A 25,849-nucleotide genomic window follows, 5' to 3' on the forward strand; every position below is an offset into this window, starting at 1 on the left:
CAGCAGGGCGATGACGCAGTGCGCGCCGAGGAAGCCGGAGCCCCCGTCACCAGGACGCGGTCGGCGGTGTCGTTCGGGTCGCTCACGGCCCCATCCTTCCCCCGCTCGGGCGGTCGCGCTAGCGGCCCGGTGCCGCTAGCGGCGGACGAGCGCGATCGCCTGGGCGCGGTCGCGCACCGCGAGCTTGGCGAACAGCGCATTGATGTGCGTCTTGACGGTGGCGACGCTGATGAAGAGGGCGTGTGCGATCTCGCCGTTGCTCAGTCCGTCCGAGACGAGCGCCAGCACCTCCGCCTCACGCCGGGTCAGGGCCGGGAAGCGGGACAGGAGGGCGTCCGCCGGCTCGGGCGGGGCGCTCGACCTCGACGTGAGCGAGCTCACGATGCGGTCGCCGACCTCCGGCGCGAAGGTGGACTGGCCGCTCGCGACCGCGCGGACCGCCGCCGCGAGCTCGGCACGGCCGGCATCCTTCGTGAGGTACCCGCGGGCGCCGGCCCGGAGAGCGCCGAGGATGGAGGCGTCGTCCGCGTAGGTGGTGAGCACGAGCACGGCGGTGCCCGGCGCCTCGGCGGTGATCCGGGCGGTCGCCGCCGCGCCGTCCAGCACGGGCATCCGGAGGTCCATCAGCAGGACATCCGGGCGCTCGGTCACGGCGAGGGCGACCGCCTGCTCCCCGTCGGCGGCCTCCCCCACCACATCGACATCGGGCAGCAGACCGAGCACGGTCACCAGGCCGTCCCGCACGATCGCCTGATCGTCGGCGACCGCGACGCGGATGCGCTCCCCGCTCACAGCACGGCCTCGGCCGTCACCGTGAACCGGTCGCCGGCGCGCGCGGCGACCGCGGACCCTCCGCGGGGCAGCGCGCGGAACCGCTCGCGCATCCCGTCGAGCCCGTGACCCCCGCCGGACGGCGCGAGTTCGGGATGCGCGGTCGCGGACAGCGGCGTGGAGACGACGAGCCGCACGCGGTCGGCCTGCCACTCCAGCCGCGCATCCACGGGAGCGCCCGGCGCGTGCTTGCGCGCGTTGCTGAGCGCCTCCTGCATCGCCCGGTGAAGCGCCTCGGCGGGTGCTCGCTCGACCGTGCGACTCCCTCCGGAGACCGTCAGCCGGGCCTCGCCACCGAGTGCGCGGTGGGCGTCGAGCAGATCGCGCAGCGTCCGCTCCACCTCCCCGCCGGAGACGTCGGCCGGCTCGGACCCGGCCGCGGAGGCCGGGGCCCGCAGCGCTGCGACGGCGCGCCGGGCGTCGGCGAGCCCCTCGACGGCGAGGCGTCGCGCGTCCACGACCCGGGTGCGAGCCGCCGCATCGTCGCCGGCCTCGAGGAGGGCGTCCACCGCATCCAGCTGAACCACCAGTCCGCCCAGGCTGTGCGCGAGCACGTCGTGCAGATCCCGGGCGATCCCCACCCGCGAGGCCTCCTCCTTCATCGCCAGCTCACGTTCGCGCAGCAGCGCGGCCTGCTCCTCCGCCCGGCGGAACTGGCGTCGGCTGAGGCCGGCGAACACCGAGAGCGTGAGGCCGCCGAGCATGGCCAGCAGCGCGGGCACGGCGGTGCCCACCGGGACGGCGCCCACCGCCGTGAGCACCATGACCGCGCCGGCGAGCGCGAAACCGCCGGCGGCGGGCACGGCGAGGTCGCCGAGGACGGCGAGCACGCCGACCGCGGCCGGCACGATGGTGAGCCCGTCGGTCGCGGCCGCGACGGACGCACCCGCGAGCGCGGCCAGGACGATGCAGACCAGAGCCGCCCGGTCGAGTCCCAGGCGGGCGAGGACGCTGCGCGCCACCCAGAGGGCGACCGACGCGAGCGCCACGACGACCACGGGCGCCGGCCGGGCCGTGTGCGTGGTGAGCACCGCAGCGCCGACCGCCACCGCGCCGACGAGGGTCAGCGCGAGGGCCAGCAGGCTCGGGCGAGGCGGGATCGTCACGCGACCATCATGCCGCCAGCGCCGCGTGCCGATCGAGCCGCGCCGCGAAGACGGCGGTGCGTGCCGCGCGGTTCGCGGCGAAGACCAGCAGGATGACGCCGGCGGCGGAGACCAGGTGCGCGCCGGCCTGGGACGCCAGCACATCCACGAGGATGCGGACCGCGATGACGACGAGCCAGAGCACCATGCCCCACATACTCGTGCGCGACTCGTACTCGGCGAGATCGCGGCCGTCCCTGCCGGTGACCACCGGCTCGGGGAGGCGGCGGAAGTGCGCGATGGAGCCCATCCAGGCGCCGACGGCGAGCGAGAAGACCAGCTCCCCGAGCAGCAGCGCGATGTCGAGCGGCGTCACGGCGGAAGGGCTGACCTGCTGCAGCAGCAGGACGCATCCGAGGACGGCGAGGATGAGCGGCGAGCGCCACATCCTGCCGAGGGCGACCGGTCGCCAGGTCAGCTGGCGTGCGCCGATCCACCCGACGAGAAGAAGGATGAGGAGGCCGTTGGCGATGGTCTGCAGTGTCATGGCTCCAGCGTCCCGTCGACGCCGCCGGGGCGGGACCACCCGGGGGTGGAGACCGGGTGGAGATCGTCGGGCCGATCGGCGGCACGCGACTAGGCTGCCGGTGTGCCGCAGCCCCCGTCGAACCCCTCCGTCACGCTCTCGGAGAGCGGATACCTGGCGACCGTCGAGCCCGACCGGTTCGTGCCGGGGGCGTATCAGCTGGTGGTGGACGGGACGCCGCAATCGCACGTGAACCTCGACGATCCGTCGCAGCTGTTCTTCGAGTACGTGCAGCGCATGGGCAACGTCATCGACCTGATCGGCGACCCCGGTGAGCCGATCACCGCCGTGCACCTCGGGGCAGGAGCGCTCACGCTCCCCCGCTACATCGCGTACACCCGGCCCGGATCGCGCCAGCAGGTCGTCGAGCTGGAGAGCCGGCTGGTGGACCTGGTGCGGGTGCAGCTGCCGCTCCCCGCTACGCGCAGATCCGCATCCGCCACGGCGACGCCCGCGAGGTGGTGGGCAAGCTTCCCGCCGGCCTGCGCGGAGCGGTCGACCTGCTCGTGATCGACATCTTCAGCGGGTCGCGGACGCCGGCGCACGTGACGAGCGTCGAGTTCTACCGGTCGGCGGTGTCCCTGCTGAAGCCGGACGGCATCGTGCTCGTCAACGTCGCCGACGGGCCGCCGCTGACTTTCGCCCGGAGCCAGGTGTCGACGCTCGGGGCGGTCGTCGAGAACGTGGCCGCGCTGGCCGAGACGCAGGTGCTCAAGGGCCGCCGGTTCGGCAACGTGGTGCTGGTCGGGTCGCAGTCGCCGCTCCCGCTGGAGTGGCTGCCGCGGCTGCTGGCGAGCGGTCCGCATCCCGCCAAGGCGGTCGCGGGCGAGGAGCTGCGCACGTTCGCCGCGGGGGCCCCGATCGTCACGGATGCGACGAGCGTGCCCTCGCCGACCCCGGCGCGCAGCATCTTCCAGAGCGGAACCCGGCGCGACTGACGACGCCGGCCGGCCGGGGCGGACACCGCTCAGGCGTGCCGGAAGCTGACAGGCTGGCCCGGCCGCAGCTGCGCGAACGCGTCGAGCGACGCGTCGGCGATGACGGCGATCACCGGATACCCGCCGGTCACGGGATGGTCGGCCAGCAGCACCGTGGGACGGCCGTCGGGCGACACCTGCACGGCGCCCGCGACCATCGGCTCGCTCGGCAGCTCGCGGGTCACGGTCCGTTCGAGGAGCGCAGGCGCGCCAGGCCCCGCGCCCGACGCGTGACGGCCGACGTGCGGAGGGTCCAGGCGCATCCCGACGCGGTCGGACGCGGCGGCGGCCCGCCACTCGACCGTGAAGAAGGCCTCCAGCGCCGCCTCGGTGAACCAGTCCGCCCGCGGACCCCGGCGCGCGCGGACCCCCACCACGCCCGGCTCGGGGTCGGCGACCGGCACGAAGTCGAGCAGCGGCAGGTCGGAGCCCGGATGCTCGCCGAGCGGCAGCACGTCCCCCGCCCGCAGCGGGGCCGGCCCGAGGCCGGCGAGGGTGTCGCGCGAACGCGATCCCAGCACCGGCGCGACCGCGATCCCGCCGCGCACGGTCAGGTACCATCGCGCTCCGGCACGGGCGAGAGGGAGGTGGAGCACCTGGCCCGCGCGCGCCCGCACGGCGAGGTGCGCATCCACCCGGCGACCGTCGAGCAGCAGCGGGCCGGTCGCCCCGGTCACGGCGAACCAGGTGTCCGCCTCGAACGCCACCTCGAAGCCGCCGAGCAGCACCTCGATGCCGGCGTCGCTTTCGTCGTTGCCCAGCAGCCGGTTGCCCAGGCGGAGGGCGCCGCGGTCCAGCGCGCCGGAGCGGCCGACGCCGACCGCGGCGAGACCCGCGCGGCCCAGGTCCTCCACGAGCGCCAGCGCACCGGGGTTCAGGATGCGCAGGGCCGTCATCGCGCCTCCCGGAACCGCACGACCGTGCCCGGCCGGAGCAGCGCGGGCGGGTCGGCCGTCTCGTCCCACAGGGTGGCGTCGGTCCGGCCGATGAGCTGCCAGCCGCCGGGGCTGGACCGCGGATAGACGCCGGTGAACCCGCCCGCGAGCCCGACGGCCCCCGCGGGGACCGCGGTCCGGGGGTCGCACGCCTCGGGACATCCAGCGACTCGCCGTCGGCGACCAGGTAGGCGAACCCGGGCGCGAAGCCGCCGAAGGCCACGCGCCAGGTGCTGCCGGTGTGGAACGCCACCACCTCCTCCTCGGTCCGCCCGGTCAGCCGGGCGACCTCCGCGAGATCCTCGCCGCCGTAGTGCACGGGGAGCTCGACCACGCGCTCGTCCGCGCCGGAGGGATCGACGGGCCGGGCGCGCTCGATCCATGCCTCGGCCGCGCTCAGCGAGAGGATGCGGGGCTCGACCACGACCGCGATGGTGCGGGCGGCGGGCACCAGGTCCACGACCCCGGCCGGCCGCGTGGCCTCGAGGCCGCGGAACAGCGCGAGAACCGCATCCAGGTCGTCCAGCTCCACGAGCAGGGCGTGGTCGCCGTACGGCAGGATGCGCCTGCTCACGCGAACGGCTCCACACGGATGCCGGCGGTGGCGAGCGCGTCGCGGACGGCGAGCGCCATCGCGACCGCGCCCGGGGTGTCGCCGTGGACGCACAGCGAATCCACCCCGACGGAGACCTCGGAGCCGTCGGCCGCCGTCACCGTGCCGTCGGTGACCATCCTGACGGCGCGCGCGGCGATCTCCGCCTCGTCGGAGAGCAGCGCTCCCGCCTCGGCGCGCGGCACCAGCGTGCCATCGGCCCGGTAGCCGCGGTCGACGAACGCCTCGCGGACGAAGCGCACGCCCGCCTCGTCCGCCGCGCGCTCGATCGCGGAGCCCGCCAGCCCCATCAGGGCGAGCGACGGGTCGAACGCGAGCACCGCATCCACCACCGCCCGCGCCTGGGCCTCGTCGGCGACGATCCGGTTGTAGAGGGCGCCGTGCGGCTTCACGTAACGCACGGCGGTGCCTGCCACCCGGGCGAGCCCGGCGAGCGCCGCCAGCTGGTAGAGAAGCTCGTCGCGGAGTTCGCCGGCCGGCACCTCCATCGCCCGGCGGCCGAAGCCGGCGAGGTCGCGGTACGACACGTGCGCGCCGACCGTCACGCCGTTCGCCGCGGCCTCACGGCAGGTGGCCAGCATGGTGGATGCGTCCCCGGCGTGGAACCCGCACGCCACATTGGCGCTGGAGAGGACCCGCAGCAGTGCGGCGTCGTCGCCCATCGTCCAGGCGCCGAACGACTCGCCCAGGTCGCTGTTGAGGTCGATGGAGCTCGGCATCCCCCTATTGTGGCGTGCCCGCGGGCCGGATGCGGCTACCGCGTCAGGCGCGAGCGCGGGCCCGGTGCGCGCGCACCTTCGCCCGGTTGCCGCAGCGCTGCATCGAGCACCAGCGGCGCGTCCCGCTGCGCGAGGTGTCGAGGTAGACCAGCCCGCAGTCGTCGGCCGAGCAGGCGCGGATGCGTCCGTCGACGTCGGGACCGAAGAGACGGACGGCTTCGCGGGCGAGCGAGCCGAGCGCCTGGTGCGGACGCGCGTTGGTGCGGCCCGCCTGCCGGCCGCCGCCGGCCAGCACGGGAGGGATGTCGGGCGTCGCGGCGAACAGGTTCACCACGTCGACGTCGTCGGGAGACAGCTCCTCGCCGCGGCTCGCCTGCTGCGCCAGCCGGCCGATCGCGGAGCGCAGAGCGGTGGCGTCGCGGAACTCGCGCTCACCCGCCGTCGGTGCGACCTCGGGGAACCGCTCGGTGAGCCAGGCGTTCAGCGCGGAGGCGTCGCCGACGATCTCCGGATGCGCGCCCGGATGCGCGCCCTCGCCGGCGAAGGCGCCGGTGTGCGCGAAGTCGAGCGCCAGCGAGCCGGAATCGAACCACCACCGCGGGCCGTCGTGCGGCTCCATCCACTGTCCGGTCCGCCTGGTGAGTGTCACATCCATCGCCATGACACCCTACCGGGCGGCGGCCGAGGGCATACTGGGCGGATGACCGCGACGCGTCCCGACCCGCACCAGGAGCTCCAGGGCGCGACGGTGCGCCTCCGGGCCCTCACCCACGACGACCTGCCCGACCTGTTCGACGCCATCGGGCACCCCGAGGTGTTCGCCGGCGGCTGGGGAGGCGGGCGGGCGGCCTACCGCGACACCTACGAGGAGTGGCGGGAGTGGATCCTCGGCTACCTCGACTGGGAGCGCAGCAACGTGACGGCTGTGGTGCTGCGCGACGGCGACCGGCTGGTCGGCACGACCACGCTCGGCGACTTCGACCTGGTCAACGAGTCGGCGCACATCGGCTGGACGGCCTATGCGCCCGAGGCGTGGGGCGGACGCGTGAACGCCGAGACGAAGCGCCTGCTGCTGGGCACGGCGTTCGACCACGGGTTCGAGCGCGTGAAGCTGCAGGCGGATGTGGTCAACGAGCGGTCGCGCGCGGCCATCGTGCGCCTCGGCGCGCGGTTCGAGGGCGTGCTACGGCACACCCAGCGCCGGGCGGACGGCAGCTGGCGCGACACGGCGGTCTACTCGATCCTGCGCGAGGAGTGGCCGGACGTGCGGGATGCGCTGGATGCGCGGCTCGGGGCGGCGCACGCCTGAGCTCTCGCGTGCGGCGCGGGCGCGTCGTCGCCGGGCGCGCTCGGCCGGCTACTCGGCCGCGGCCGCCGCGGCCACCCGGCGCTGCGCCGGGGAGACCTCGCGGTGCTGCCAGGAGATGAGGTTCGCCGCGTCGAAGCGGCGGCTGCACGCGCCGCAGGCGAGGGCGCGGGCCGGCTTGCGGTAGCGGTAGTGCGTGTGGCCGTTCGGGCAGGTGCCCACCCACGGCGCCAGGTCGTCTGCGATGGCGCCGCCGTGCAGCCGCTTGCCCTCGTAGCCGAGGTCGATCGCGATGGAGCGCCAGCGCGGGCCGTGGCCGGCACGCGCTCCGGCGAGCGCGTGGGCGACCTCGTGCAGCAGGATCTGGTGGATCTCGTCGTCCTCGTAGCGCGCCGCCAGGTAGCGCGAGACGGTGATCCGCTTGGAGGTGTAGTTGCACAGACCGGCGCGGGTCTTGGCGTTGTCGAACCCGAAGCTCCAGACGGACGGGTCGAGGTGCAGCGCGATGAGGGCATCCGCCCAGCGTCGGACGCGGTCGAGCTCCGCCATCAGCAGCGGCTCCCGCCCGGAGCGCTCAACTCCTCCATGCCGAGCATCCTACGCGTGATCGGTGCCCGGCTCGCCGCCGGAAAGGGCTCCCGGGTCGGCGCCTGCGCCGCCGTCGGAACCGGCCGCCGTGCCACGCTGTGCGTCCAGCGCGGACTGCACGACCGCGACCGCCGTCAGCGCAGCCTGGATCTCGGCGGGCGACGCGCCCAGCTTCTCGCGGAGGAACACCGCCGCGGTCATGTCCGCCAGGGCATTCTCGTAGTCGCCGGTGTCGAAGTGCACCTTGCCGCGGTTCTGGATGGCGAACGCCTCCAGCGCCGTCCACTCGCGGCCGCGCGCCTCGTCGACGCAGCCGGTCAGCTCGACGATCGCCTCGTCGGCCTTCCCCTGGTACTGCAGCACCTGGGCGCGGCGCACGCGGGCGCCGAGCAGCTGCTCGCGGTCGCCGGTGAAGCGCGCCTGGCGGACCGCCTCGTTGCCGACCACGATCGCCTCGTCGAGCCGGCCGAGCAGGCGCAGCAGTACCGTCTTCTCGTTGAGCGCGCTGAGGCTGCGCAGGCTGCCGAGCTCCTCGAGACGTTCGCCGGCAGCGCGCAGATCGACGCGCTCGCGCAGGGTGGTCGGATCGTATCCGAGGATGATGCTCAGGGTTCTGCTCCCGATCGGTGTCTCTGCACAAGACTACCCGCAGCGGCGGCTCACCCCGGGCGGCCGACCGCCCGAGCGGGCGTGAGAGCGAACGACCGCGGCCGCCGCCCGGGCAGAAGCCCTGAGCGGCGGCCGGTGCGCATCATCGTGGCCGCGAGTCGTCAGTCGACGACCTGGACGTCCTTCCAGAACGCGACGTAGTTGCTGTAGTCCTTGCCGACCCGGTCGAACGAGCTCGGGTACGGGGTGGGATAGCTCCAGGCGCGGTCCTGCAGCAGACCGTTCTCCGACTTCACGGAGAAGTACTGGCACTCGCCCTTCCACGGACAGGTGTACGGGGTGGCGCTCTCGACGAGGTACTCGGACTTCACGCTCGCGGGCGGGAAGTACCAGTTGCCCTCGATGCGGATGAGCTCATCCTGCGGGGCCTCGGCGATCACGGTGTCGTTCAGCACGGCTTTCATGTAAACCTCCTGTCCGGTCGAACGTATGCCGTCGCCCGATCATTCCGAGAGGCGCGCACCGGTCTGTCGGGAGGCTCGCAGCACGGTCACAGCGTCGGACGCGCCGAGCCGGCCCGCTGCTGCGACGTCCGCCGGGGATGCGCCCGCCGCGATGCGCTTCTGACCGGCGACGGACGCGGTGAGCAGGTGGGCGACGGCGCCGCGCAGACCGGTGAACGCGGCGCAGGCGGCGGCCGCCTCGGGCGACGAGTAGTCGATGCCGGCCGCGGCGAGGGCGTCCACCACGGCGCCGGCCGCCAGGAGGTCCTCGACGGCGAATCGGTGGGAGGCGGCCGCGGGCGCCCCGGCGGCGACGACCGCCACCATCGCGCGGCGGCCCAGCCGCACCTGCTCGGCGAGTATCCAGCGGGCGGCGGCCTGCGCCGAGGTCAGGTCGGCGGCTAGCACGGCCCCGTCGCCGTCGAACTCCGGAGCCCCGGCCGACGGCTCGGGCAGCGCATCCACCCAGACGATCACGTCCGCGTTCGCGCCGATCACGGCCGCGCCCTCGACTCCCCAGTCGAACCGCACCTGGTACTTCGCCTGCGGAGGAGTGATCTCGGGGAGGGGCGGCTCGGGGAGGGTCGGCGCGGCGACGGTCTGCTCGGTCACCGGGCCATCGTCGTTCGCGCCGCCGAGCGCCCCGGACGCATCTCGCCCGGCGCCGGACGCATCTGACGCCGGATCAGCTCGAAGTCGTGCCGGGAGAGTTCGATCACACCGCGACGCAACTGGTAGCCCCAGTCGGGCCGGTCGCGCGTGAAGTCGAGCATGCCGAGCAGCGGGCGGATGGGCGTCGCGACTGCGTCATGATCCCATTCGATGCGCCGCCGCCACGGCCGGAAGTCGGCGGCCGGCCCGCTCATCGACGGACCCTGCGTCACCTGGAACACCTCGGTGTCGGCGACCCGGCCGACCGCCGTGAACTGCTTCAGCGCCTCCCCGTCGGGATACGACGCCCGCGGTGAGTAGTAGACGAACCCGTCGGCCGACCCCATCCGCTCGAGCGGCGCCCGCGCGCCGTGGTTCAGCTGGGCGAACCCGCCGGCGACCCCGCGCAGCACGTGGTCGAGCTGCACCACGCCCAGCCAGAAACGGATCGCCATGCTCCCGTTGTAGCGCACACCACCGACATGCGCGCCCACGCGCGCGGCTGCGGACCGACGTGTCGGGCACGCCAGCCGGGGAATGCCCGAGAGAACGCCCGCCGCACCACCCCATCCACCCGGTTCGGGATGACACTGTGAGGATGCGCGTGCTCCTCAAGCTGACGCTCGACTGCGACCCCGACGCCGCCTGGCGTGCCCTGCAGAGCCCGACCGCCTTCCGCGAGGTGGCGATGCCGTGGCTCGACTTCCGTTCGGACGAGCAGGGCGGCTTCCCGACGACCTGGGGCCGCGAGCACCGGGTGCGGGTGAAGGCGCTCGGCGCGTTCACCGTCGGCACCCAGGCCATCCGCCTCGACACGCTGCGGTCGACCGACCCGCGCGAAGGGGCGACGCGCATCCTGCGCGACAGCGGCGGCGGTACGGGCGGGGTGCTCGCCGCGGTCCCCCACCTGGACCACCGGATGGCGATCGCGCCGGACCCCGCCGGGCCCGACGAGAACGGGCGGCTGCGGACGCTCTACCGCGACCAGCTCATCGTCCGCGCGGGGGCGCTGACGCCGTTCGCCTGGTACGCGTTCTGGGCGTTCTGGCAGTGGCGCGGTGTCCGGTTGCGGCGGCTGGCGCCGACCTGGGCCTACGATCCTGAGGTGCACGAACCGCACGAGACCGACGCGGATGAGGCGCAGACAGGAGCGGCGGAGAGATGAGCAGCACGGAGCAGTCCGAGTCGGGTGCGACGGCCGGCGGGTCGGCCGGCGGGTCGGCCGCCGGGACGGCCGGCGCGGGCCGGGCGGTGACCGCGGTGCAGACGGCCGACTGGCGGCAGCGGGTCTTCGCGCTGTACGCATCCGTCCGGCGCCTCGCCGCCCACGACCCGGCGGAAGCGCACGCGCACTGGATCTCGTGCCGCAACGACCTGTTCTCGTCGCATCCCGCCTCCCCGTTGCTGCCCGAGGACCTGGAGCGCTTCACCGGTCTGCCGGTCGTGCCGTACGACCCCGACTGGCGCTTCGAGCTCCCGATCGTCCCGGCTGCCGAGGCGAAGCGGATGGACGTGGAGACCGGCACCGACGGAGTGGTCCCGTTCGAGCTGCTCGGCACAGTGCGCGTCCCGTTCGCCGGCTCGCTCGACGTCTGGCGGCTGTCGTCATACGGAGGCGGACTGTTCGTGCCGGTGAAGGATGCGCTGGCCGGGCGTCCGGGCGGGACCTACGGCGGCGGGCGCTACCTCGTCGACACCATCAAGGGCGCGGATCTCGGGCTCGGCGCCGACGAGGGGGAAGCGTCGATCGTGCTGGACTTCAACTTCGCCTACAACCCGTCGTGCGCCTACGACCCCGCGTGGGCGTGTCCTCTCGCGCAGGCGGGCAACACCCTCGCCGTCGAGGTCCCCGTCGGCGAGCGCTACGCCGGCGACTGACCCGTTCTCGCGGCTCCCCCGGTGCAGATTTGTGCCAAATCGCGGTTATCGCGGCGCCATAACCGAGATTTGGCACAAATGTGCACCTCACGTCGTGTGCGCTCACGTCCGGGAGTCATCGCGCAGATTCGTGACGAATGCACGTTATCGGGCGCCGATACCGTGCATTCGTGACGAATCTGCGGGGACGGGGACGGGGACGGCTCAGCGGGAGACGAGGGTGAGGCGCTGCGTCGGGCGGGTCATCGCGACGTAGAGGGATGCGGCACCGCGCGGCGACTCGGCGGCCAGCGCATCCGGGTCGGCGAGCACGACCGCGTCGAACTCGAGGCCCTTCGCCTCGTAGCCGGTCAGCACCGCGATCGGGCGGGTGAGCCCGGCCGCACCGCGACCGGCGGCCTCCCCGAACCGCTCGGTCACCGCGGCGGAGACGGCCGCGAGGTCGGCCGCAGTCGTGATGACGGCCAGCGTCCCCGCGTCGTCGACGCCGCGATCGTGCGCGACCGCCTCCGCCACCGCAGCACCCAGCGCCTCGGGCTCCGCCGACGCGGCCGATGCCCGGCGGATGGGCCACTCGCCCTCGCGCACCGCCCGCGTCGGCGTGATCGGCAGCCCCGCCTCCACGGCGATCCGCTCGGCCTCGCGCGTGATCTGCGCGGGCGTGCGGTAGTTGACCGTCAGCTCTTCGAGCCGCCACGCGTCCTTGAACACCGGGTTCAGCGCATCCTGCCAGCTCGACGCACCGGCGGCGGAGGCGACCTGGGCGATGTCGCCGACGATCGTGAACGACTTCATCGGGCAGCGGCGCACCAGCACCCGCCACTGCATCGGCGACAGCTCCTGCGCCTCGTCGACCACGACGTGACCGTAGGTCCAGCTGCGGTCGGACGCCGCGCGTTCCGCGGTCGTGCCGCGGTCGGCCTGCTCGGCGAAGCCGTCCGCGAGCTGCTCGGCGCTCACCAGGCCCTGCACGCCCATGTTGCGGATCGCCGCCCTCGCGTTCTCGAGGTCGCGCTTGCGCTGCCGCTCACGCTCGCGGTCGGCCGGGTCGGCGCGGCCGGGGAAGTCGCCCAGCAGCTCGGCCGCCTCATCCAGCAGCGGCACATCGGACACCGTGAACGGCTCGGCGCGGTCGCGCAGCAGCGCCGCCCGCTGCTGGTCGGACCAGCGCGGGGTCAGCTCGGCGAGCCAGGCGGGGCGCGCGTAGAGATCCTGCAGCAGCTTCTGCGGGGTCAGCGGCAGCCAGGCGGTGTTGAGCAGCACGCGGACGTCATAGGAGGTGCGCAGGTCCTCCCGCAGAACCTTCAGGTCGGCGTCATCGATCGTGGACCCGGACGCCCGCAACTGCGCGGCGAGCTGGTCCGTCAGTTCCGACAGGGCCGCCTTCACGAACGTCACGCGCGCCACGTTGTGCGGCTTGCCCGTGCGCTGCGCCTTCGCGATGGCCCGGTGGATCAGCTCCGGATCGACGACCAGCCGCTCGTTGTCGACCACGATGGTCTGCGCCTCGGCCGGGGCCTTCTGCCGTGACTTGACGGCCCGCGCGAGCAGCCGGGCCATCTGCGACGAGCCCTTCAGCACGGCGGCCTCCGGCGCATCCTCGGCGGTCGCCTCCACGCCGGGGAACAGCTCGCCGAGGCTGGACATGACCACGCCGGTCTCGCCGAGCGAGGGCAGCACCGCCTCGATGTAGCGGAGGAACGCGGTCGACGGCCCGACGACGAGCACGCCGGAGGCGCTGAGCCGCTGGCGGTTCGCGTACAGCAGATAGGCGGCGCGGTGCAGCGCGACGGCGGTCTTGCCGGTGCCCGGTCCGCCCTGCACCACCAGCGCACCACGGAGGTCGGAGCGGATGATGCGGTCCTGCTCCGCCTGGATGGTCGCCACGATGTCGTGCATGCGCCCGGTGCGCTGCGCGGTCAGGGCGGCGAGCAGCGCGCCCTCGCCCTGCACCCGCTCGGAGGCGCGGTCGCCGTCGAGCAGCGCCTCGTCGAAGACCTCGTCGTCGATGCGGGTCACCTGGCGTCCCGACATCGTGAGGTGGCGGCGGGCGCGCACGCCCATCCGCTCGTTCGCCGTCGCCTGGTAGAAGGCGCCGGCCTGCTGCGCGCGCCAGTCCACGAGCAGCGAGCGCTGGTCCTCGTCGCGCAACCCGACGCGCCCGATGTAGCGGTGGTCGGAGCCGTCGATGGGCTCCTCCAGAAGCAGCCGGCCGAACACCAGCCGCGCATCCACGTCCCGCAACTGGGTCAGCTGATCCTCGTAGAGCCGGGCGAACGCATCCCGCTCGCTACGGGCCTGGTGGTTGCTGCCGACGCTGTCACGCCGCACGCGGGTGAGCCGTTCCTCGGTCTCGGCGCGCAGCTCATCCAGCCGCTGGTACAACCCCGAGACCACGGCGCGTTCGCGATCGAGCTCCGACTCCATGGCCACCTCTCGTTTCCGGGCCGACAGTCTACGACCTCCAGGTGTATGAGCGCTCTCAGCACTCGTGCGGCCGGATGCCCTAGAGTGAAGGTTGCGGGACGAATGATGCCCGCTGCGTCGTAGAACGCTTCGCGCTGCGCCGGGCCACGCTGAAACAGGCCAGAGCCCCGCACGCTTCTCTTCATACGGCGAACGATCGCGCCGCTCGGTGCGCTCGCCACCCGACCCGCTCCGGCACGACGCCGCCCGGGTCCCCTGCCCGAAAGGCACCACTGTGACCTCCCCCGCTGCGCCGTCGACCACGGCGCCCTCCACTTTCGCCGACCTCGGCGTCCCCGCACCCTCGTCGCCGCTCTCGCGGCCGACGGCAAGACCACCGCGTTCCCGATCCAGAAGGACACCCTTCCGGATGCGCTGGCGGGCAAGGATGTGCTGGGCCGCGGCAAGACCGGCTCCGGCAAGACCATCGCCTTCGCCCTGCCTCTCGTCGCGCGCCTCGGCACCGTCCTGGCCGGCGGACCGCGCCGCTCCGGACGCCCGCTGGCCCTCGTGCTGGCGCCGACCCGCGAGCTCGCGACCCAGATCGCCGCGACCTTCCGCCCGCTGGCCGACGCCTACTCGCTGCGCGTCTCGACCGTGTTCGGCGGCGTGTCGCAGAACAAGCAGGTGGCCGAGCTGAAGGCCGGCGTCGACATCCTGGTCGCCTGCCCCGGCCGCCTCGAGGACCTCATGAAGCAGCGCTTTGTCTCCCTCGACGCGGTCGAGATCACGGTGCTCGACGAAGCCGACCACATGGCCGACCTGGGCTTCCTGCCCGTCGTGACCCGCCTGCTCGCGGCGACGCCGGCCGATGGCCAGCGCCTGCTGTTCTCGGCCACCCTCGACAACGGCGTGGACAAGATCGTCAACCGGTTCCTGCACTCGCCCGTGCTGCACTCGGTGGACGACGAGACCAGCCCGGTCGAGCAGATGACGCACCACGTGCTGCAGGTCGACACCCCCGACCAGAAGAAGGACCTGGTGGAGGCGCTCGCGTCGGGCACCAGCCGCCGCATCCTGTTCACCCGCACCAAGCACCAGGCGAAGAAGCTGGCCAAGCAGCTCACCGCCTCGGGCATCCCGGCCGTCGACCTGCACGGCAACCTCGCCCAGGGTGCGCGCGACCGCAATCTCGCGGCCTTCGGTGACGGGAGCGTGAAGGTGCTGGTCGCGACCGACGTCGCCGCCCGCGGCGTGCACGTCGACAACGTGGAGCTGGTCGTCCACGTCGACCCGCCGGCGGAGCACAAGGCGTACCTGCACCGCTCGGGACGCACCGCCCGCGCGGGCAGCGCCGGCGACGTCGTCACCGTGATGCTCAGCGCCCAGGCGGAGGACGTGCGCCAGCTGCTGCGCAAGGCCGCGATCGCGGCGACGCCGCAGCGCGTGACCGCGACGTCGGAGGCCGTCACGGCCCTCGTCGGACCGGTCGCGGCGCGCGTCGCCCCGTCGGCGGTCGTGCAGCGGCCCGCCGGAGGCGGCGGGACGTCGCAGGGCGCGAATGCGCAGCGCAAGCGCGCGCGGCGCGCGGGCGCGGGGACGGGCGCCGGCGCGTCGTCGCAGGGCGGCGGTCGCTCCGGCGGCAACGGCAACGGCAACGGCAACGGCACCGGCAACGGCGGCGGTCGCGGCGGTTCGGCCACCGGCGGCACGGGTCGCGGCGGTTCGCAGGCGGGCGCCGGCTCGACCGGCGGCTCGCGTCGTCGCGGCGGCCGCTCCGCCGCGGCCCAGCCGGGTGCGGCCTCGCACGGCCAGCACCGCGGAGGCGCCTCGGCGACCGGCGCCCGCGACCATGGCGCCGCCCGCTCCGGCGGAGCCGGCCGCCCGACGGCCGCCCGCACCGACGCCTCGGTGCGTCGCGGCCAGGGCAGCCGTCGCGCCCAGGGCTGACCCCTCCGTCCAGGCTGACCCCTCCATCGAGTACGCGAAGATTGCACATCCCGGGCATCGGGGCGTGCAATCTTCGTGTACTCGGTGGTGGATGCGTCCCCGGGCCCGCTAGGCGGCGAGGCGCTCGACGCCGGCGATGACGCCGTCGATGAGGACGGCGTAGCTGCGGTCCAGGTCGTCGGGCAGACCGAAGCCGCCGCCCAGCTCGAGCATGACGAAACCGTGGACGGCGCTGCGCAGCATCCGGATCGCATCCACGAGCTCGTCGTCCGGCAGGCCGAAACCGCGGAGCACCCCGCCAGCACGGCCAGCGTCTCCGCGGCGCGGGCGGCGAGGTCGGCGTCTGCCGGGTCGGACGGATCCGCCGCGACCTGCATGGCCGCGTAGCGCCCCGGATGACGGCGCGCGAAGTCGCGCATCGCATCCGCGGCCGCCCGGACCGCATCCGGTCCCGAGCGTCCGATGGTCGCCCCGGCCAGCAGCCGGGTCAGCTCGGAGACCGACTCGGTCGCGACCAGGCGGCGCAGGTCGCCGAGGGACGACACGTGCTTGTACAGGCTGGGCACCGCGACGCCGGCCCGCCCGGCGACCGCCGCGAGGGTGAGCCGGTCGAACCCGGCCGGCCCGCCCTCGTCGACCAGTTCGACGGCGACGGCGGCGACGGCGGACCGGGTCAGACCGGCCCTAGGCACGCGCCGCCCAGGACGCGCCGTCGGGAGTGCGCCAGGCCGCGACGGCGTCGAGCGTCCCCGGCACGGTGATGTCGGGACGCTGCGCCTGCGGGTAGTGCGCGGCGTCGGGCACGCGCACGACCTCGACACCCTGCGAGCGCATCCACTCGCACTCGGCATCGACATCGCGGTAGTCCGGGTCGAACTCGCCGACGAAGCCGACCATGCCGGCCCGCACCTGCGGCAGGCGCGGCTCCACCACCGAGTGGGTGAGCCGCACCGTCAGCCGGCGGAAGGCGGCCAGGCGGCCGGGCTCGGAGAGCGAGGCACGGATGGCGGCCACGTGCTCGTCGAACCACGGCGCCTTGCGGCCGCGGTTGACCGGGCCGCGATAGTAACCGGCCCAGACGGCGGCACCCCACGGGCGCACGAACATCGCACGGTACGCGAGGTGCAGCAGGGCGATGGTGGCGCGTCCCATGGCGGGATCCCGCAGCAGCGGGCCGTAGAAGACGAGCCCGGCGATGAGGTCGGGGCGCTCGGCGGCGGCCCAGACGGCGGCCCCGGCGCCCATGGAGTTGCCGAGCACGACGGCCGGCTCCCCGAGATCCTCGATCAGGGCGATGATGTCATGCGCCGTGGCGACGTCGCCGAACTCGCGGAAGGTGGTGTCCGAGTCGCCGTGCGCACGAAGGTCGGTGACGGCGACACGGTAGCCCGCCGCGACGAGCGGCGGCACGATCTCGCGGAAGGTCGACCGGAGGTCACCCATGCCGGGAACGGCCACGATCAGCGGCCCCTGCCCCTCGACGGTGTAGCTCACGCGCCCCTCGGGGCGCTGCAGGTAGCGGACCTGCGATTCTACGGAAGTGTTCATAGCCATAAAGCTAATACTATTAGCCACCGGGCGCAAGAAGCAGTTTCGCGGTCGGTGCGAGGCTCAGCGGATGCGGCCCAGTGAGGCCATCGCGGCCTTCACCAGCGCGCCGCGGCCGCCCTCCAGCTCCTCCGTCACGGTGAGCGACGTGGCCTCCTCCGGCGTCATCCACGTCAGCTCGAGCGCATCCTGGCGCGGCTCGCAGGTGCCGGTCACGGGGACGACGTAGGCGAGCGAGACCGCATGCTGCCGCTCGTCGAGGTAGGGGGACACGCCGGGCATCGGGAAGTACTCCGCGACCTGGAACGGCACGGGGCTCGCCGGCAGCTGCGGGAACGCCATGGGGCCGAGGTCTTTCTCGAGGTGACGGAACAGCGCCTCGCGCAGCGTCTCGCCGTACATGACCCGGCCCGACACCAACGTGCGCCGGATCTCGCCCACCGCGTTCGCCCGCAGCAGGATGCCGACCTCGATGACCTGACCGAGCCCATCCACCCGCACCGGCACCGCCTCCACGTAGAGCAGGGGCAGCCGCCGCCGCACCTGCTCCAGCTCGAGGTCGGACAGCCAGGCCGGGCCGGGCTGCGGACCGTCGCCGGGAAGCGGGTCGGGGGTGGGATCCGGATCCGGGGTGCGAACGCTCATGCATGAATCCTACGGAAGGGCATCACGGGCACCTATGGGGGACGAGCGATCTGTGGATGGGCGGCACTCCGACGGGGGCTGTGGACGAGTCCGGATCTCGGCGCAGAATGGAGGGTGCCGTTTCCCACACCCGACCTGCGGATCGACCGCGACGCCGTGCTCTGGTCCGCCTCGGAGCGCGACCGCGCCGGGCGCCCGCTGCTCGTCCTGATGCACGGGTACGCCTCCGACGAGGCCGACCTCTTCGGCATCGCGGCCTACCTCCCGCTGGAACCGGTGATCGCATCGCTGCGTGCACCGATCCCCGAGGGCCCGGGATTCGCGTGGTTCTCCCGCTTCACCAACGTGCCCGGCGATCCGCTCGCCGGCAACGCGGACGCGGCCGCGCGCGCCGTGCTCGACTGGCTCGACGAGCAGCCCGCCGTGCCGACCGGCCTGCTCGGCTTCTCGCAGGGGGTGCGATGGCGTTGCAGCTGCTCCGGCTCGCCCCGGAGCGCTTCGACTACGCTGTCCAGCTCTCCGGCTTCGTCGTCAAGGGCGACCAGCCGCGCGACCCCGAGCTCGCCGAGGCTCAGGTGCCGGTGTTCTGGGGGCGCGGAACGCTCGACGACGCCATCCCGAGCGCGTCGCTCGACCGGACAGCCGACTGGCTCCCCGGGCACTCCGCCCTCGACGCGCGGATCTACGAGGGGATGGGGCACGCCATCTCGACGCCGGAGCTCGGCGACATCTCGGCGTTCATCCGCACGCACCTCCCCCGCTGAGGCGCCCGCCCGAGGTCACGCCTCGATGGTCACTGCGCGTGCAGGCGACGGAATCGCGCCGGCGTCTCACCGACCTCGGCACGGAACGCGCGCGAGAAGGCAGCCTCCGATCGGTAGCCGACGCGTCCCCCACGGCCGCGACGGTGAGATCCGACGAGAGGAGCAGGTCGGAGGCGGACATCATCCGCACCCGGGCGAGGAAGCGGCCGAAGGTCATCCCCGTCGCGGCCTGGAAGTGACGGAAGAACGTCGCCCGCGAGGTCATGGTCCGGCGGCTGAGCTCATCGACCGACCAGTCCGCGCCTGGATCGTCCACCACCCGCTGCACGACGGCCGCCATCCGGGGATCCGACGCCGCCGTCCACAGCCGGTCATGGGCTCCGTTCGCGACCGAGGTCCGAAGGACCAGCGCCATCAGGACAGTGCAGAAGGCCGACATGATCGCCGCGGAGCCGGATCCCGCCACCTCGGCTTCCTCCCGCATGAGGGCGCTCAGCCGGGTGAGTACGGACCGCCCCTCCTCCGAACCGAACAGGGACACGTGCGTCGGGGTGGGGAGGGATCCGAAGAGCAGCGAGCCCGCCCCCGGCCCGATGGTGTAGTGCCCGCAGAAGAGATCGATCACCGGATCGGAACCGTCATCGCTCGTGGTGAGGTCGAAGCCGCCCTTCGGCTCCTCCGCGATCGAGCGCTGCCGGCCGCCTCCCGCCGTGATGATGCGATGGCGGCCGCCCGCCGGAAGGACCACGACGTCGCCGGCCTTCATGTCGTGGAGGGTCCCCGCGACCTCGAGCCGGCACTCCCCTCGAGCAGCACATGGAACGGCACCTCCCTCTCGCCGTACGGGGAGACGTCCATACGCGTCGAGCCTCCGAGCAGACAGCGCTTGTCGAGCATCGCCTGGAGGCGAGCGAGCTGGAGAAGGCGGCTGATCTCATCCACAACTGAGACTTTAGAGCAAGGGAGTGCGACTCGAACCTCTTTTCGCATCAAATGACGCCGGGCAGACTCGTGACATGGACACCACAACAGCACTCACCGCCGACGTCCTCGTCGTCGGCTTCGGCAAGGGCGGCAAGACCGCCGCCCACGCCCTCAGCGACGCCGGCCGCCGCGTCATCCTCATCGAGCAGTCGGACCAGATGTACGGCGGGACGTGCCCGAACGTCGGCTGCGTCCCGACCAAGATGCTCGTCCACTACTCGAACTCGAAGCGCCTGGAAGACGAGGCGCAGGAGTTCTTCGCGAACTCGATCGAAGGAGTCCGTGCACTGACGAGCGCCTTCCGCGCCGGGAACTTCGAGGCGTTGGAGGGCAAGGACACCGCGACGGTGCTCACCGGCCGCGCCCGTTTCCTCGACGAGCACACCGTGAGCGTCGGGGAGGGCACCGACCGGATCACGGTCACGGCGCCCACCATCCTCATCAACACCGGGTCGGAGCCCATCGTGCCGGACATCGCGGGAGCCGCGGAGAGCGCATACCGGGTGAGCAGCACCGATCTGACCCGTGCGGAGCAGCTGCCGACCCGTCTGGCCATCATCGGCGGCGGGTACCTCGGGCTCGAATTCGCGTCGATCTACCGACGGTTCGGCTCGACCGTGACCGTGCTGGAGGCGGCCGACCGCCTTCTCCCGAAAGAGGACGACGACGTCGCGGCAGCGGTCGCCGGGATCCTCTCCGGAGACGGGATCGAGCTGATCCCGGGCGCCCGGGCGACGCAGGTGATCGACCGCGACGGTCACGCGGAGATCAGCTACGAGCGCGATGGGCGCACGGTGACCCTTCAGGCAGACGCCTTCTTGGCCGCCACCGGACGCCGGCCGGCGACGGACGGTCTGGGCCTCGACGCGGCGGGCGTGCGCACCGACTCCCGCGGAGCGGTGATCGTGGACGACCGCCTGCGGACGAGCCGGCCGCACATCTTCGCGCTTGGCGACGTGAACGGCGGCCCCCAGTTCACCTATGTGTCGCTCGACGATGCTCGCATCGTGCTGGACCAGCTGCTCGGAGACGGTTCACGCAGCAGGGCCGACCGCGTGGCCGTGCCGAGGACCCTTTTCATCACGCCGCCGCTCGCCACCGTCGGGCTCACCGAGAGGGACGCACGGGCCCAGGGACTCGACATCCGGGTCGCACGCCGGAACGTCGCCGACATCGTCGCGATGCCCCGCGCGTACACGGTGGAGGAGACCCGCGGACTGATGAAGTTCGTCCTTGACGCGCGGACCGACCGCATCCTCGGGGCGGCGCTCCTCAGCATCGACGCGCAGGAGGTGATCAACACCGTCGCGCTCGCGATGCGGCAGGGGGTGACCGCCACGCAGTTGAAGACGGCCATCTATACGCACCCGAGCACCACGGAGGCGTTCAACGAGGTGTTCGACGCCATCGTCTCCTGAACAGGCGCCCCTGAGCGTTGTCCACAGGTCCTCCCCGCGGCCCTGACAGTGTCGGTGGCGGGGTGCAGGATGGAGGGATGAGCGACGTGCTCGATCGATTCTCCCCCGCGACCCGCGAATGGTTCCGCGGAGCCTTCGCCGCGCCCACAGCGGCGCAGGAAGGGGCGTGGGAGGCGATCTCGCACGGCAAGCACGCGCTGGTGATCGCGCCCACGGGATCCGGCAAGACGCTGGCCTCGTTCCTCTGGGCGATCGACCGGCTGGCGAGCGAGCAGCGGCCGGCCGATGCGAAGCCGGGAACGCGCGTCCTCTACATCTCCCCGCTCAAGGCACTGGGTGTGGATGTGGAGCGCAACCTGCGCGCGCCGCTCGTCGGCGTGACGCAGACGGCCAAGCGCCTGGGCGCCGAGCCGCCGCACGTGAGCGTGGGCGTGCGGTCGGGTGACACTCCGACGTCCGACCGGCGGGCGCTGCTGAGCAATCCGCCGGACATCCTGATCACGACACCCGAGTCGCTGTTCCTCATGCTGACGTCGCAGGCGCGCGAGACCCTGGCGTCCGTCGAGACGGTGATCGTCGACGAGGTGCACGCGGTGGCCTCGACCAAGCGCGGCGCGCACCTCGCGCTCTCGCTCGAGCGCCTCGACCAGTTGCTCGAACGGCCCGCGCAGCGCATCGGCCTCTCGGCGACCGTGCGGCCGCCGGAGGAGGTCGCGCGCTTCCTCGGCGGCCGGGGCGCCGTCGAGGTGGTCGCGCCCCCGGCGGGCAAGCGGTTCGACCTGCGCGTGGTGGTGCCGGTGGAGGATATGAGCGAGCTCGGCACCTCGACCTACGCGAGCGACAACCCGGACGACGGTTCGCCGCCGCAGGCGGGATCCATCTGGCCGCACGTCGAGGAGGCGATCGTCGAGCGCGTGCTCGAGAACCGCTCCACCATCGTGTTCGCCAACTCCCGGCGTCTGGCCGAGCGGCTGACGGCGCGGCTGAACGAGATCTACGAGGAGCGGCTGCTCGGTGGCGCGGTCGACGGGGCGGAGGCGCGGCGCGCGCCGGCCGAGCTGATGGGCGGCTCCGGCCAGACCCGCGGGTCTCAGGCGGTCGCCGACGAGGACACGCTGGTCCTTGCGCGGGCACACCACGGCTCGGTGAGCAAGGAGCAGCGGGCGCTCATCGAGGACGACCTCAAGTCGGGCCGCCTGCGCTGCGTCGTCGCCACGTCGAGCCTCGAACTCGGCATCGACATGGGCGCGGTCGACCTGGTCGTCCAGGTGGAGGCGCCGCCCTCGGTCGCGAGCGGGCTGCAGCGGGTCGGGCGCGCCGGCCACCAGGTCGGAGAGATCTCGCGCGGCGTCGTCTTCCCGAAGCACCGGGCCGACCTCATCCACTCGGCGGTCGCGACGGAGCGGATGACCGCGGGGCTCATCGAGTCGCTCAAGGTGCCCGCGAACCCGCTCGACATCCTCGCCCAGCAGACGGTCGCGGCGGCAGCCCTGGAACCGATCGACGCCGACGACTGGTTCGACGCCGTGCGGCGCAGCGCGCCCTTCTCGACGCTCCCGCGGAGCGCCTACGACGCGACGCTCGACCTCCTCGCCGGGCGGTATCCGTCCGACGAGTTCGCCGAACTGCGTCCGCGCATCGTCTGGGACCGCGACACCGGCGTCATCACCGGCCGTCCGGGCGCACAGCGGCTGGCCGTCACGAGCGGCGGCACCATTCCCGACCGCGGCCTCTTCGGGGTCTACATGGTCGGCGAGAAGGCCAGTCGTGTCGGCGAACTCGACGAGGAGATGGTCTACGAGTCCCGTGTCGGCGACGTCTTCGCGCTGGGCGCGACCAGCTGGCGCATCCAGGAGATCACCCACGACCGGGTGCTCGTCACGCCGGCGTTCGGCGAGCCCGGGCGCCTGCCGTTCTGGAAGGGCGACGGGATCGGCAGGCCCGCCGAGCTCGGGCGCGCGGTCGGAGCGTTCACGCGCGAGTTGAGCAGCGCCTCCCCCGCCGACGCGGAGCTGCGCTGCGTGGAGGCCGGGCTCGACGCGTGGGCCACGAGCAACCTGCTGGCCTTCCTCCAGGAGCAGAAGGAGGCGACCGGGCACGTCCCGACGGACCGCACTCTCGTAATCGAGCGCTTCCGCGACGAGCTCGGCGACTGGCGGGTGGTGCTGCATTCCCCGTTCGGCATGCAGGTGCATTCGCCATGGGCGCTGGCCGTGCAGGCGCGTGTGCGCGAACGCTACGGCATCGACGCGGGCGCCATGGCGGCCGACGACGGCATCGTGGTGCGCATCCCCGACACAGAGTCGCAGCCTCCAGGCGGCGAGCTCTTCGTCTTCGAGCCGCAGGAGCTGGACGAGCTGGTGACCGCCGAGGTCGGCGGCTCGGCGCTGTTCGCCTCGCGCTTCCGCGAGTCGGCCGCACGGGCGCTGCTGCTCCCGAAGTACAACCCGGGCAAGCGCTCGCCGCTGTGGCAGCAGCGCCAGAAGGCGGCCCAGCTGCTGGATGTGGCACGCAAGTACCCGAGCTTCCCGATCATCCTCGAGACCATCCGCGAGGTGCTGCAAGACGTCTACGACCTCGGCGCGCTGACCGACGTGGCGAAGCAGATCGAGCAGCGGAAGATCCGGCTCGTCGAAGCGGCGACGGAGACCGCATCGCCGTTCGCGCGCTCGCTGCTGTTCGGATATGTCGCTGCGTTCATGTACGAGGGCGACAGCCCGCTCGCGGAGCGTCGCGCGGCGGCCCTCTCTCTCGACGCCGGCCTGCTGGCCGAGCTGCTGGGCCGGGCGGAGCTGCGGGAGCTGCTCGACCCGCAGGTGATCGAGCGGGTCGAACTGCAGCTGCAGCGGCTGGCCCCGGACCGCCGGGTTCGCGGGGTGGAGGGGGTGGCCGACCTGCTGCGGCTGCTCGGTCCGCTCTCCGCTGACGAGGTGGCGGAGCGGTTGGAGGGCGACGCTGTTGCGACCCGCGCGGATGCGGCCCCGGGCGACCCGAACCCGGAAGGGGACGACGACGAGCCCACCGCCGCTCCGCCCGCCGATCGCGCGACGGCGTCCGCGCACCTCGCCACCCTCGTCGACACGCATCGTGCGCTGGCCGTGACGATCGCCGGCACCGAGCGCTACGCCGCGATCGAAGACGCGAGCCGCCTGCGAGACGCCCTCGGCGTCCCCCTGCCGATCGGCGTCCCGCTCGCCTTCATCGAGCCCGTCGACGACCCGCTCGGCGACCTCGTCAGCCGGTTCGCCCGCACGCACGGTCCGTTCGAGACGGCCGACGTCGCCAGCCGCTTCGGGCTGGGCCCGGCGATCGTCCACGACGCGCTGCGCCGGCTGGCGCGCGACGGCCGGGTGGTGGAGGGCGAATTCCGTCCGCACGCGCACGGCAGCGAGTGGAGCGACGCGGAGGTCCTCCGACGCCTGCGGCGGATGTCGCTGGCGGCGCTCCGGCACGAGGTCGAACCGGTCGACACGGCGACGTTCGGCCGCTTCCTGCCGGAGTGGCAGCATGTCGGATCGACTCTCCGCGGGGTGGATGCGGTGGCCTCCGTGATCGAGCAGCTGGCCGGCGCGCGCATCCCCGCGTCGGCATGGGAGTCGCTCGTGCTGCCCGGTCGCGTCGCCGACTACAGCCCGGCGATGCTCGACGAGCTCACCGCGACCGGCGAGGTGATCTGGGCCGGCGACGGCAGCCTGCCCGGCGACGACGGATGGATCAGCCTGCACCTCGCCGACACGGCTCCGTTGACCCTGGCACCGCCGTCGGAGCACGAACCCGACGAGGTGCAGCGCGGCATCCTGGAGGCGCTCGGGCGGGGCGGCGGGTACTTCTTCCGCCAGCTGTCCGACGCTCTCGGCACGGAGCGGGGCTCGCCCATCGACGACGCCGAGCTGGTGACCGCGCTGTGGGACCTGGTCTGGGCCGGGCGGATCACCAACGACACGCTGGCACCCCTGCGGACGCTGACGGCCGGCGGCTCCGGCGCGCACAAGCGCCCGCGCCAGCCGTCCCGCGCCCGGATGTATCGCGGCCGGGTCGCCCCGCGCGCCTCGGCCATGGTGACCCGCATGGGTCCCCCGACGGCGGCCGGCCGCTGGTCGCTGCTTCCCGGGCGCGACCTCGACTCGACGGTCCGGGCGCACGGGCAGGCGGAGACGCTGCTCGACCGCTACGGCGTCGTCACGCGCGGCTCCGTCATGAACGAGGGCACCCCGGGCGGCTTCGCGCTCGCCTACAAGGTGCTCAGCGGGTTCGAGGAGACTGGACGCGCCCGCCGCGGCTACTTCGTCGAGACGCTCGGCGCAGCCCAGTTCGCCAGCGGTGCGACGGTGGACCGGCTGCGCTCGTACTCCCGCGATCACACGCAGGAGCGGCCCTACGAGGCCGTCGCGCTGGCCGCGACCGACCCGGCGAACGCGTACGGCGCCGCCCTGCCCTGGCCCGCCGTGCCGGGCGAGAGCGGCACGGGACATCGACCTGGCCGCAAGGCCGGAGCCCTGGTCGTTCTCGTCGACGGCGAGCTGGCGCTGTACGTCGAGCGCGGCGGCAAGAGCCTGCTCTGCTTCGTCGCGGGAGCGGGAGCGGGCGCGGATGCGGGCACCGCCGCGGGAGCGGGCACGTCGGCCACGCCGACGGCCGACACCGCGGTCGGAGCTCAGCGCGACGGAGACGCCGACCTCGTCCTCGCCGCCGCCGCACGAGCACTGGCCGCGCTCGTCACCTCGCGGCGGGTCGACAAGCTCGCGATCGAGACGGTGAACGGCGGCTTCGTCCTCGGCTCCCCGCTCGGCGACGCGCTCTCGGCGGCCGGCTTCCTCGCGACGCCGCGCGGGCTGAGGCTGCGCGGATGACGA

21 protein-coding genes and 4 pseudogenes are annotated in these 25,849 nt (G+C 73.3%); 8 read left to right on the plus strand and 17 right to left on the minus strand.

Annotation, left to right across the window (positions count from 1 at the left end):
• Window positions 1-135: 135 nt before the first annotated feature.
• From ACQ86M_RS11205 to ACQ86M_RS11215, 3 genes are read right to left on the minus strand one after another with little or no spacing between them, the layout of a single operon-like run.
• The gene (locus ACQ86M_RS11205) at window positions 136-792 is read right to left on the minus strand and encodes a response regulator (protein ID WP_431245491.1); all 657 of its coding nucleotides are present in this window, start codon (window positions 790-792) and stop codon (window positions 136-138) included.
• Window positions 789-1,937, minus strand: coding sequence for a sensor histidine kinase (locus ACQ86M_RS11210; RefSeq protein WP_431245492.1), 1,149 nt, complete (start codon window positions 1,935-1,937; stop codon window positions 789-791). The genes ACQ86M_RS11205 and ACQ86M_RS11210 overlap by 4 nt, the downstream gene beginning before the upstream one ends.
• 7 nt (window positions 1,938-1,944) lie before the next feature.
• Window positions 1,945-2,463 carry a hypothetical protein gene (locus ACQ86M_RS11215; RefSeq protein ID WP_431245493.1) on the minus strand — a complete coding sequence of 173 codons (519 nt, stop codon included), beginning with the start codon at window positions 2,461-2,463 and terminating at the stop codon, window positions 1,945-1,947.
• 102 nt (window positions 2,464-2,565) lie between these two features.
• Here ACQ86M_RS11215 and ACQ86M_RS11220 point away from each other — a divergent pair.
• Window positions 2,566-3,440 (plus strand): annotated as a pseudogene (locus tag ACQ86M_RS11220) (spermidine synthase).
• Between the two features lie 29 nt (window positions 3,441-3,469).
• Here ACQ86M_RS11220 and ACQ86M_RS11225 read toward each other — a convergent pair.
• The 4 genes and pseudogenes from ACQ86M_RS11225 to ACQ86M_RS11240 all read right to left on the minus strand — a co-directional run bounded on the left by ACQ86M_RS11225 (window position 3,470) and on the right by ACQ86M_RS11240 (window position 6,401).
• Window positions 3,470-4,375, minus strand: coding sequence for a biotin-dependent carboxyltransferase family protein (locus ACQ86M_RS11225; RefSeq protein ID WP_431245494.1), 906 nt, complete (start codon window positions 4,373-4,375; stop codon window positions 3,470-3,472).
• Window positions 4,372-5,081, minus strand: a pseudogene (gene pxpB, locus ACQ86M_RS11230) (5-oxoprolinase subunit PxpB). The gene ACQ86M_RS11225 and the pseudogene pxpB overlap by 4 nt, the downstream one beginning before the upstream one ends.
• Window positions 4,985-5,746 (minus strand): LamB/YcsF family protein, encoded by a 762-nt coding sequence (locus ACQ86M_RS11235; RefSeq protein ID WP_431245495.1) that lies wholly within the window; start codon window positions 5,744-5,746, stop codon window positions 4,985-4,987. Before ACQ86M_RS11235 ends, pxpB begins: the two are co-directional and overlap by 97 nt.
• A 43-nt stretch (window positions 5,747-5,789) precedes the next feature.
• Window positions 5,790-6,401 (minus strand): CGNR zinc finger domain-containing protein, encoded by a 612-nt coding sequence (locus ACQ86M_RS11240; RefSeq protein WP_431245496.1) that lies wholly within the window; start codon window positions 6,399-6,401, stop codon window positions 5,790-5,792.
• Between the two features lie 45 nt (window positions 6,402-6,446).
• Between ACQ86M_RS11240 and ACQ86M_RS11245 the strand changes: the two genes are divergently transcribed.
• Window positions 6,447-7,055, plus strand: a complete 609-nt coding sequence (locus ACQ86M_RS11245; protein ID WP_431245497.1) for a GNAT family N-acetyltransferase — start codon at window positions 6,447-6,449, stop codon at window positions 7,053-7,055.
• Between the two features lie 48 nt (window positions 7,056-7,103).
• Here the strand turns inward: ACQ86M_RS11245 and ACQ86M_RS11250 are convergent, their stop codons facing one another.
• The 5 genes from ACQ86M_RS11250 to ACQ86M_RS11270 all read right to left on the minus strand — a co-directional run bounded on the left by ACQ86M_RS11250 (window position 7,104) and on the right by ACQ86M_RS11270 (window position 9,858).
• Window positions 7,104-7,601: a SprT-like domain-containing protein gene (locus tag ACQ86M_RS11250; protein WP_431218759.1), complete on the minus strand. Its 498-nt coding sequence runs from the start codon at window positions 7,599-7,601 to the stop codon at window positions 7,104-7,106.
• Between the two features lie 48 nt (window positions 7,602-7,649).
• The gene (locus ACQ86M_RS11255) at window positions 7,650-8,087 is read right to left on the minus strand and encodes a hypothetical protein (protein WP_431245498.1); all 438 of its coding nucleotides are present in this window, start codon (window positions 8,085-8,087) and stop codon (window positions 7,650-7,652) included.
• 323 nt (window positions 8,088-8,410) lie between these two features.
• Window positions 8,411-8,713: a DUF427 domain-containing protein gene (locus tag ACQ86M_RS11260; RefSeq protein WP_431218761.1), complete on the minus strand. Its 303-nt coding sequence runs from the start codon at window positions 8,711-8,713 to the stop codon at window positions 8,411-8,413.
• A 39-nt stretch (window positions 8,714-8,752) separates the two neighbouring features.
• On the minus strand, window positions 8,753-9,364 hold the full coding sequence (locus tag ACQ86M_RS11265) for a 2-phosphosulfolactate phosphatase (RefSeq protein ID WP_431218762.1): 612 nt from the start codon (window positions 9,362-9,364) through the stop codon (window positions 8,753-8,755).
• On the minus strand, window positions 9,361-9,858 hold the full coding sequence (locus ACQ86M_RS11270; protein ID WP_431218763.1) for an EVE domain-containing protein: 498 nt from the start codon (window positions 9,856-9,858) through the stop codon (window positions 9,361-9,363). The genes ACQ86M_RS11265 and ACQ86M_RS11270 overlap by 4 nt, the downstream gene beginning before the upstream one ends.
• A gap of 143 nt (window positions 9,859-10,001) precedes the next feature.
• Here ACQ86M_RS11270 and ACQ86M_RS11275 point away from each other — a divergent pair, with 143 nt between their 5' ends.
• Window positions 10,002-10,568 (plus strand): hypothetical protein, encoded by a 567-nt coding sequence (locus ACQ86M_RS11275; protein WP_431245499.1) that lies wholly within the window; start codon window positions 10,002-10,004, stop codon window positions 10,566-10,568.
• The gene (locus tag ACQ86M_RS11280; RefSeq protein WP_431245500.1) at window positions 10,565-11,281 is read left to right on the plus strand and encodes a DUF1684 domain-containing protein; all 717 of its coding nucleotides are present in this window, start codon (window positions 10,565-10,567) and stop codon (window positions 11,279-11,281) included. Before ACQ86M_RS11275 ends, ACQ86M_RS11280 begins: the two co-directional genes overlap by 4 nt.
• A gap of 204 nt (window positions 11,282-11,485) precedes the next feature.
• On the opposite strand, the gene ACQ86M_RS11285 is transcribed toward ACQ86M_RS11280, so the two are convergent.
• Window positions 11,486-13,708: a HelD family protein gene (locus ACQ86M_RS11285; RefSeq protein WP_431245501.1), complete on the minus strand. Its 2,223-nt coding sequence runs from the start codon at window positions 13,706-13,708 to the stop codon at window positions 11,486-11,488.
• Between the two features lie 274 nt (window positions 13,709-13,982).
• Here ACQ86M_RS11285 and ACQ86M_RS11290 point away from each other — a divergent pair.
• A pseudogene (locus ACQ86M_RS11290) lies at window positions 13,983-15,637 on the plus strand (DEAD/DEAH box helicase).
• Between the two features lie 108 nt (window positions 15,638-15,745).
• On the opposite strand, the pseudogene ACQ86M_RS11295 reads toward ACQ86M_RS11290, so the two are convergent.
• From ACQ86M_RS11295 to ACQ86M_RS11305, 3 genes and pseudogenes are all read right to left on the minus strand, one after another.
• Window positions 15,746-16,056 (minus strand): annotated as a pseudogene (locus ACQ86M_RS11295) (TetR-like C-terminal domain-containing protein).
• A gap of 265 nt (window positions 16,057-16,321) precedes the next feature.
• Window positions 16,322-17,185 (minus strand): alpha/beta fold hydrolase, encoded by an 864-nt coding sequence (locus tag ACQ86M_RS11300; protein ID WP_431245502.1) that lies wholly within the window; start codon window positions 17,183-17,185, stop codon window positions 16,322-16,324.
• 63 nt (window positions 17,186-17,248) lie between these two features.
• Window positions 17,249-17,830 (minus strand): NUDIX hydrolase family protein, encoded by a 582-nt coding sequence (locus tag ACQ86M_RS11305; protein ID WP_431218767.1) that lies wholly within the window; start codon window positions 17,828-17,830, stop codon window positions 17,249-17,251.
• Window positions 17,831-18,291: 461 nt separating this feature from the next.
• Here ACQ86M_RS11305 and ACQ86M_RS11310 point away from each other — a divergent pair, with 461 nt between their 5' ends.
• Complete coding sequence (locus ACQ86M_RS11310) at window positions 18,292-18,594, plus strand: alpha/beta hydrolase (RefSeq protein WP_431245503.1); 303 nt, start codon at window positions 18,292-18,294, stop codon at window positions 18,592-18,594.
• Here the strand turns inward: ACQ86M_RS11310 and ACQ86M_RS11315 are convergent.
• Window positions 18,569-19,360, minus strand: a complete 792-nt coding sequence (locus ACQ86M_RS11315) for a cupin domain-containing protein (RefSeq protein WP_431245504.1) — start codon at window positions 19,358-19,360, stop codon at window positions 18,569-18,571. The genes ACQ86M_RS11310 and ACQ86M_RS11315 overlap by 26 nt on opposite strands.
• A 250-nt stretch (window positions 19,361-19,610) precedes the next feature.
• On the opposite strand from ACQ86M_RS11315, the gene ACQ86M_RS11320 reads away from it, so the two are divergent.
• Together ACQ86M_RS11320 and ACQ86M_RS11325 are read left to right on the plus strand one after the other, a co-directional pair.
• A complete protein-coding gene (locus ACQ86M_RS11320) occupies window positions 19,611-20,996 on the plus strand; it encodes an FAD-dependent oxidoreductase (protein ID WP_431245505.1) in 1,386 nt (461 codons plus the stop codon).
• 77 nt (window positions 20,997-21,073) lie between these two features.
• Window positions 21,074-25,846 carry an Lhr family ATP-dependent helicase gene (locus ACQ86M_RS11325; protein WP_431245506.1) on the plus strand — a complete coding sequence of 1,591 codons (4,773 nt, stop codon included), beginning with the start codon at window positions 21,074-21,076 and terminating at the stop codon, window positions 25,844-25,846.
• Window positions 25,847-25,849: the final 3 nt, after the last annotated feature.

It is taken from the genome of Leifsonia xyli subsp. cynodontis (assembly GCF_050632205.1).
GTDB classification, from domain to species: domain Bacteria; phylum Actinomycetota; class Actinomycetes; order Actinomycetales; family Microbacteriaceae; genus Leifsonia; species Leifsonia xyli_D.

What these genes read in the sequence shown, in the direction of transcription:
- ACQ86M_RS11325 (WP_431245506.1), top strand. Translation starts at nt 21,074, where the DNA reads ATGAGCGACGTGCTCGATCGATTCTCCCCCGCGACCCGCGAATGGTTC.
- ACQ86M_RS11225 (WP_431245494.1), bottom strand. Translation starts at nt 4,375, where the DNA reads ATGACGGCCCTGCGCATCCTGAACCCCGGTGCGCTGGCGCTCGTGGAG.
- ACQ86M_RS11240 (WP_431245496.1), bottom strand. Translation starts at nt 6,401, where the DNA reads ATGGATGTGACACTCACCAGGCGGACCGGACAGTGGATGGAGCCGCAC.
- ACQ86M_RS11270 (WP_431218763.1), bottom strand. Translation starts at nt 9,858, where the DNA reads ATGGCGATCCGTTTCTGGCTGGGCGTGGTGCAGCTCGACCACGTGCTG.
- ACQ86M_RS11275 (WP_431245499.1), top strand. Translation starts at nt 10,002, where the DNA reads ATGCGCGTGCTCCTCAAGCTGACGCTCGACTGCGACCCCGACGCCGCC.
- ACQ86M_RS11285 (WP_431245501.1), bottom strand. Translation starts at nt 13,708, where the DNA reads ATGGAGTCGGAGCTCGATCGCGAACGCGCCGTGGTCTCGGGGTTGTAC.
- ACQ86M_RS11315 (WP_431245504.1), bottom strand. Translation starts at nt 19,360, where the DNA reads ATGAAGGCCGGCGACGTCGTGGTCCTTCCGGCGGGCGGCCGCCATCGC.
- ACQ86M_RS11280 (WP_431245500.1), top strand. Translation starts at nt 10,565, where the DNA reads ATGAGCAGCACGGAGCAGTCCGAGTCGGGTGCGACGGCCGGCGGGTCG.
- ACQ86M_RS11235 (WP_431245495.1), bottom strand. Translation starts at nt 5,746, where the DNA reads ATGCCGAGCTCCATCGACCTCAACAGCGACCTGGGCGAGTCGTTCGGC.
- ACQ86M_RS11250 (WP_431218759.1), bottom strand. Translation starts at nt 7,601, where the DNA reads ATGGCGGAGCTCGACCGCGTCCGACGCTGGGCGGATGCCCTCATCGCG.
- ACQ86M_RS11215 (WP_431245493.1), bottom strand. Translation starts at nt 2,463, where the DNA reads ATGACACTGCAGACCATCGCCAACGGCCTCCTCATCCTTCTTCTCGTC.
- ACQ86M_RS11245 (WP_431245497.1), top strand. Translation starts at nt 6,447, where the DNA reads ATGACCGCGACGCGTCCCGACCCGCACCAGGAGCTCCAGGGCGCGACG.
- ACQ86M_RS11305 (WP_431218767.1), bottom strand. Translation starts at nt 17,830, where the DNA reads ATGAGCGTTCGCACCCCGGATCCGGATCCCACCCCCGACCCGCTTCCC.
- ACQ86M_RS11300 (WP_431245502.1), bottom strand. Translation starts at nt 17,185, where the DNA reads ATGAACACTTCCGTAGAATCGCAGGTCCGCTACCTGCAGCGCCCCGAG.
- ACQ86M_RS11260 (WP_431218761.1), bottom strand. Translation starts at nt 8,713, where the DNA reads ATGAAAGCCGTGCTGAACGACACCGTGATCGCCGAGGCCCCGCAGGAT.
- ACQ86M_RS11310 (WP_431245503.1), top strand. Translation starts at nt 18,292, where the DNA reads ATGGCGTTGCAGCTGCTCCGGCTCGCCCCGGAGCGCTTCGACTACGCT.
- ACQ86M_RS11320 (WP_431245505.1), top strand. Translation starts at nt 19,611, where the DNA reads ATGGACACCACAACAGCACTCACCGCCGACGTCCTCGTCGTCGGCTTC.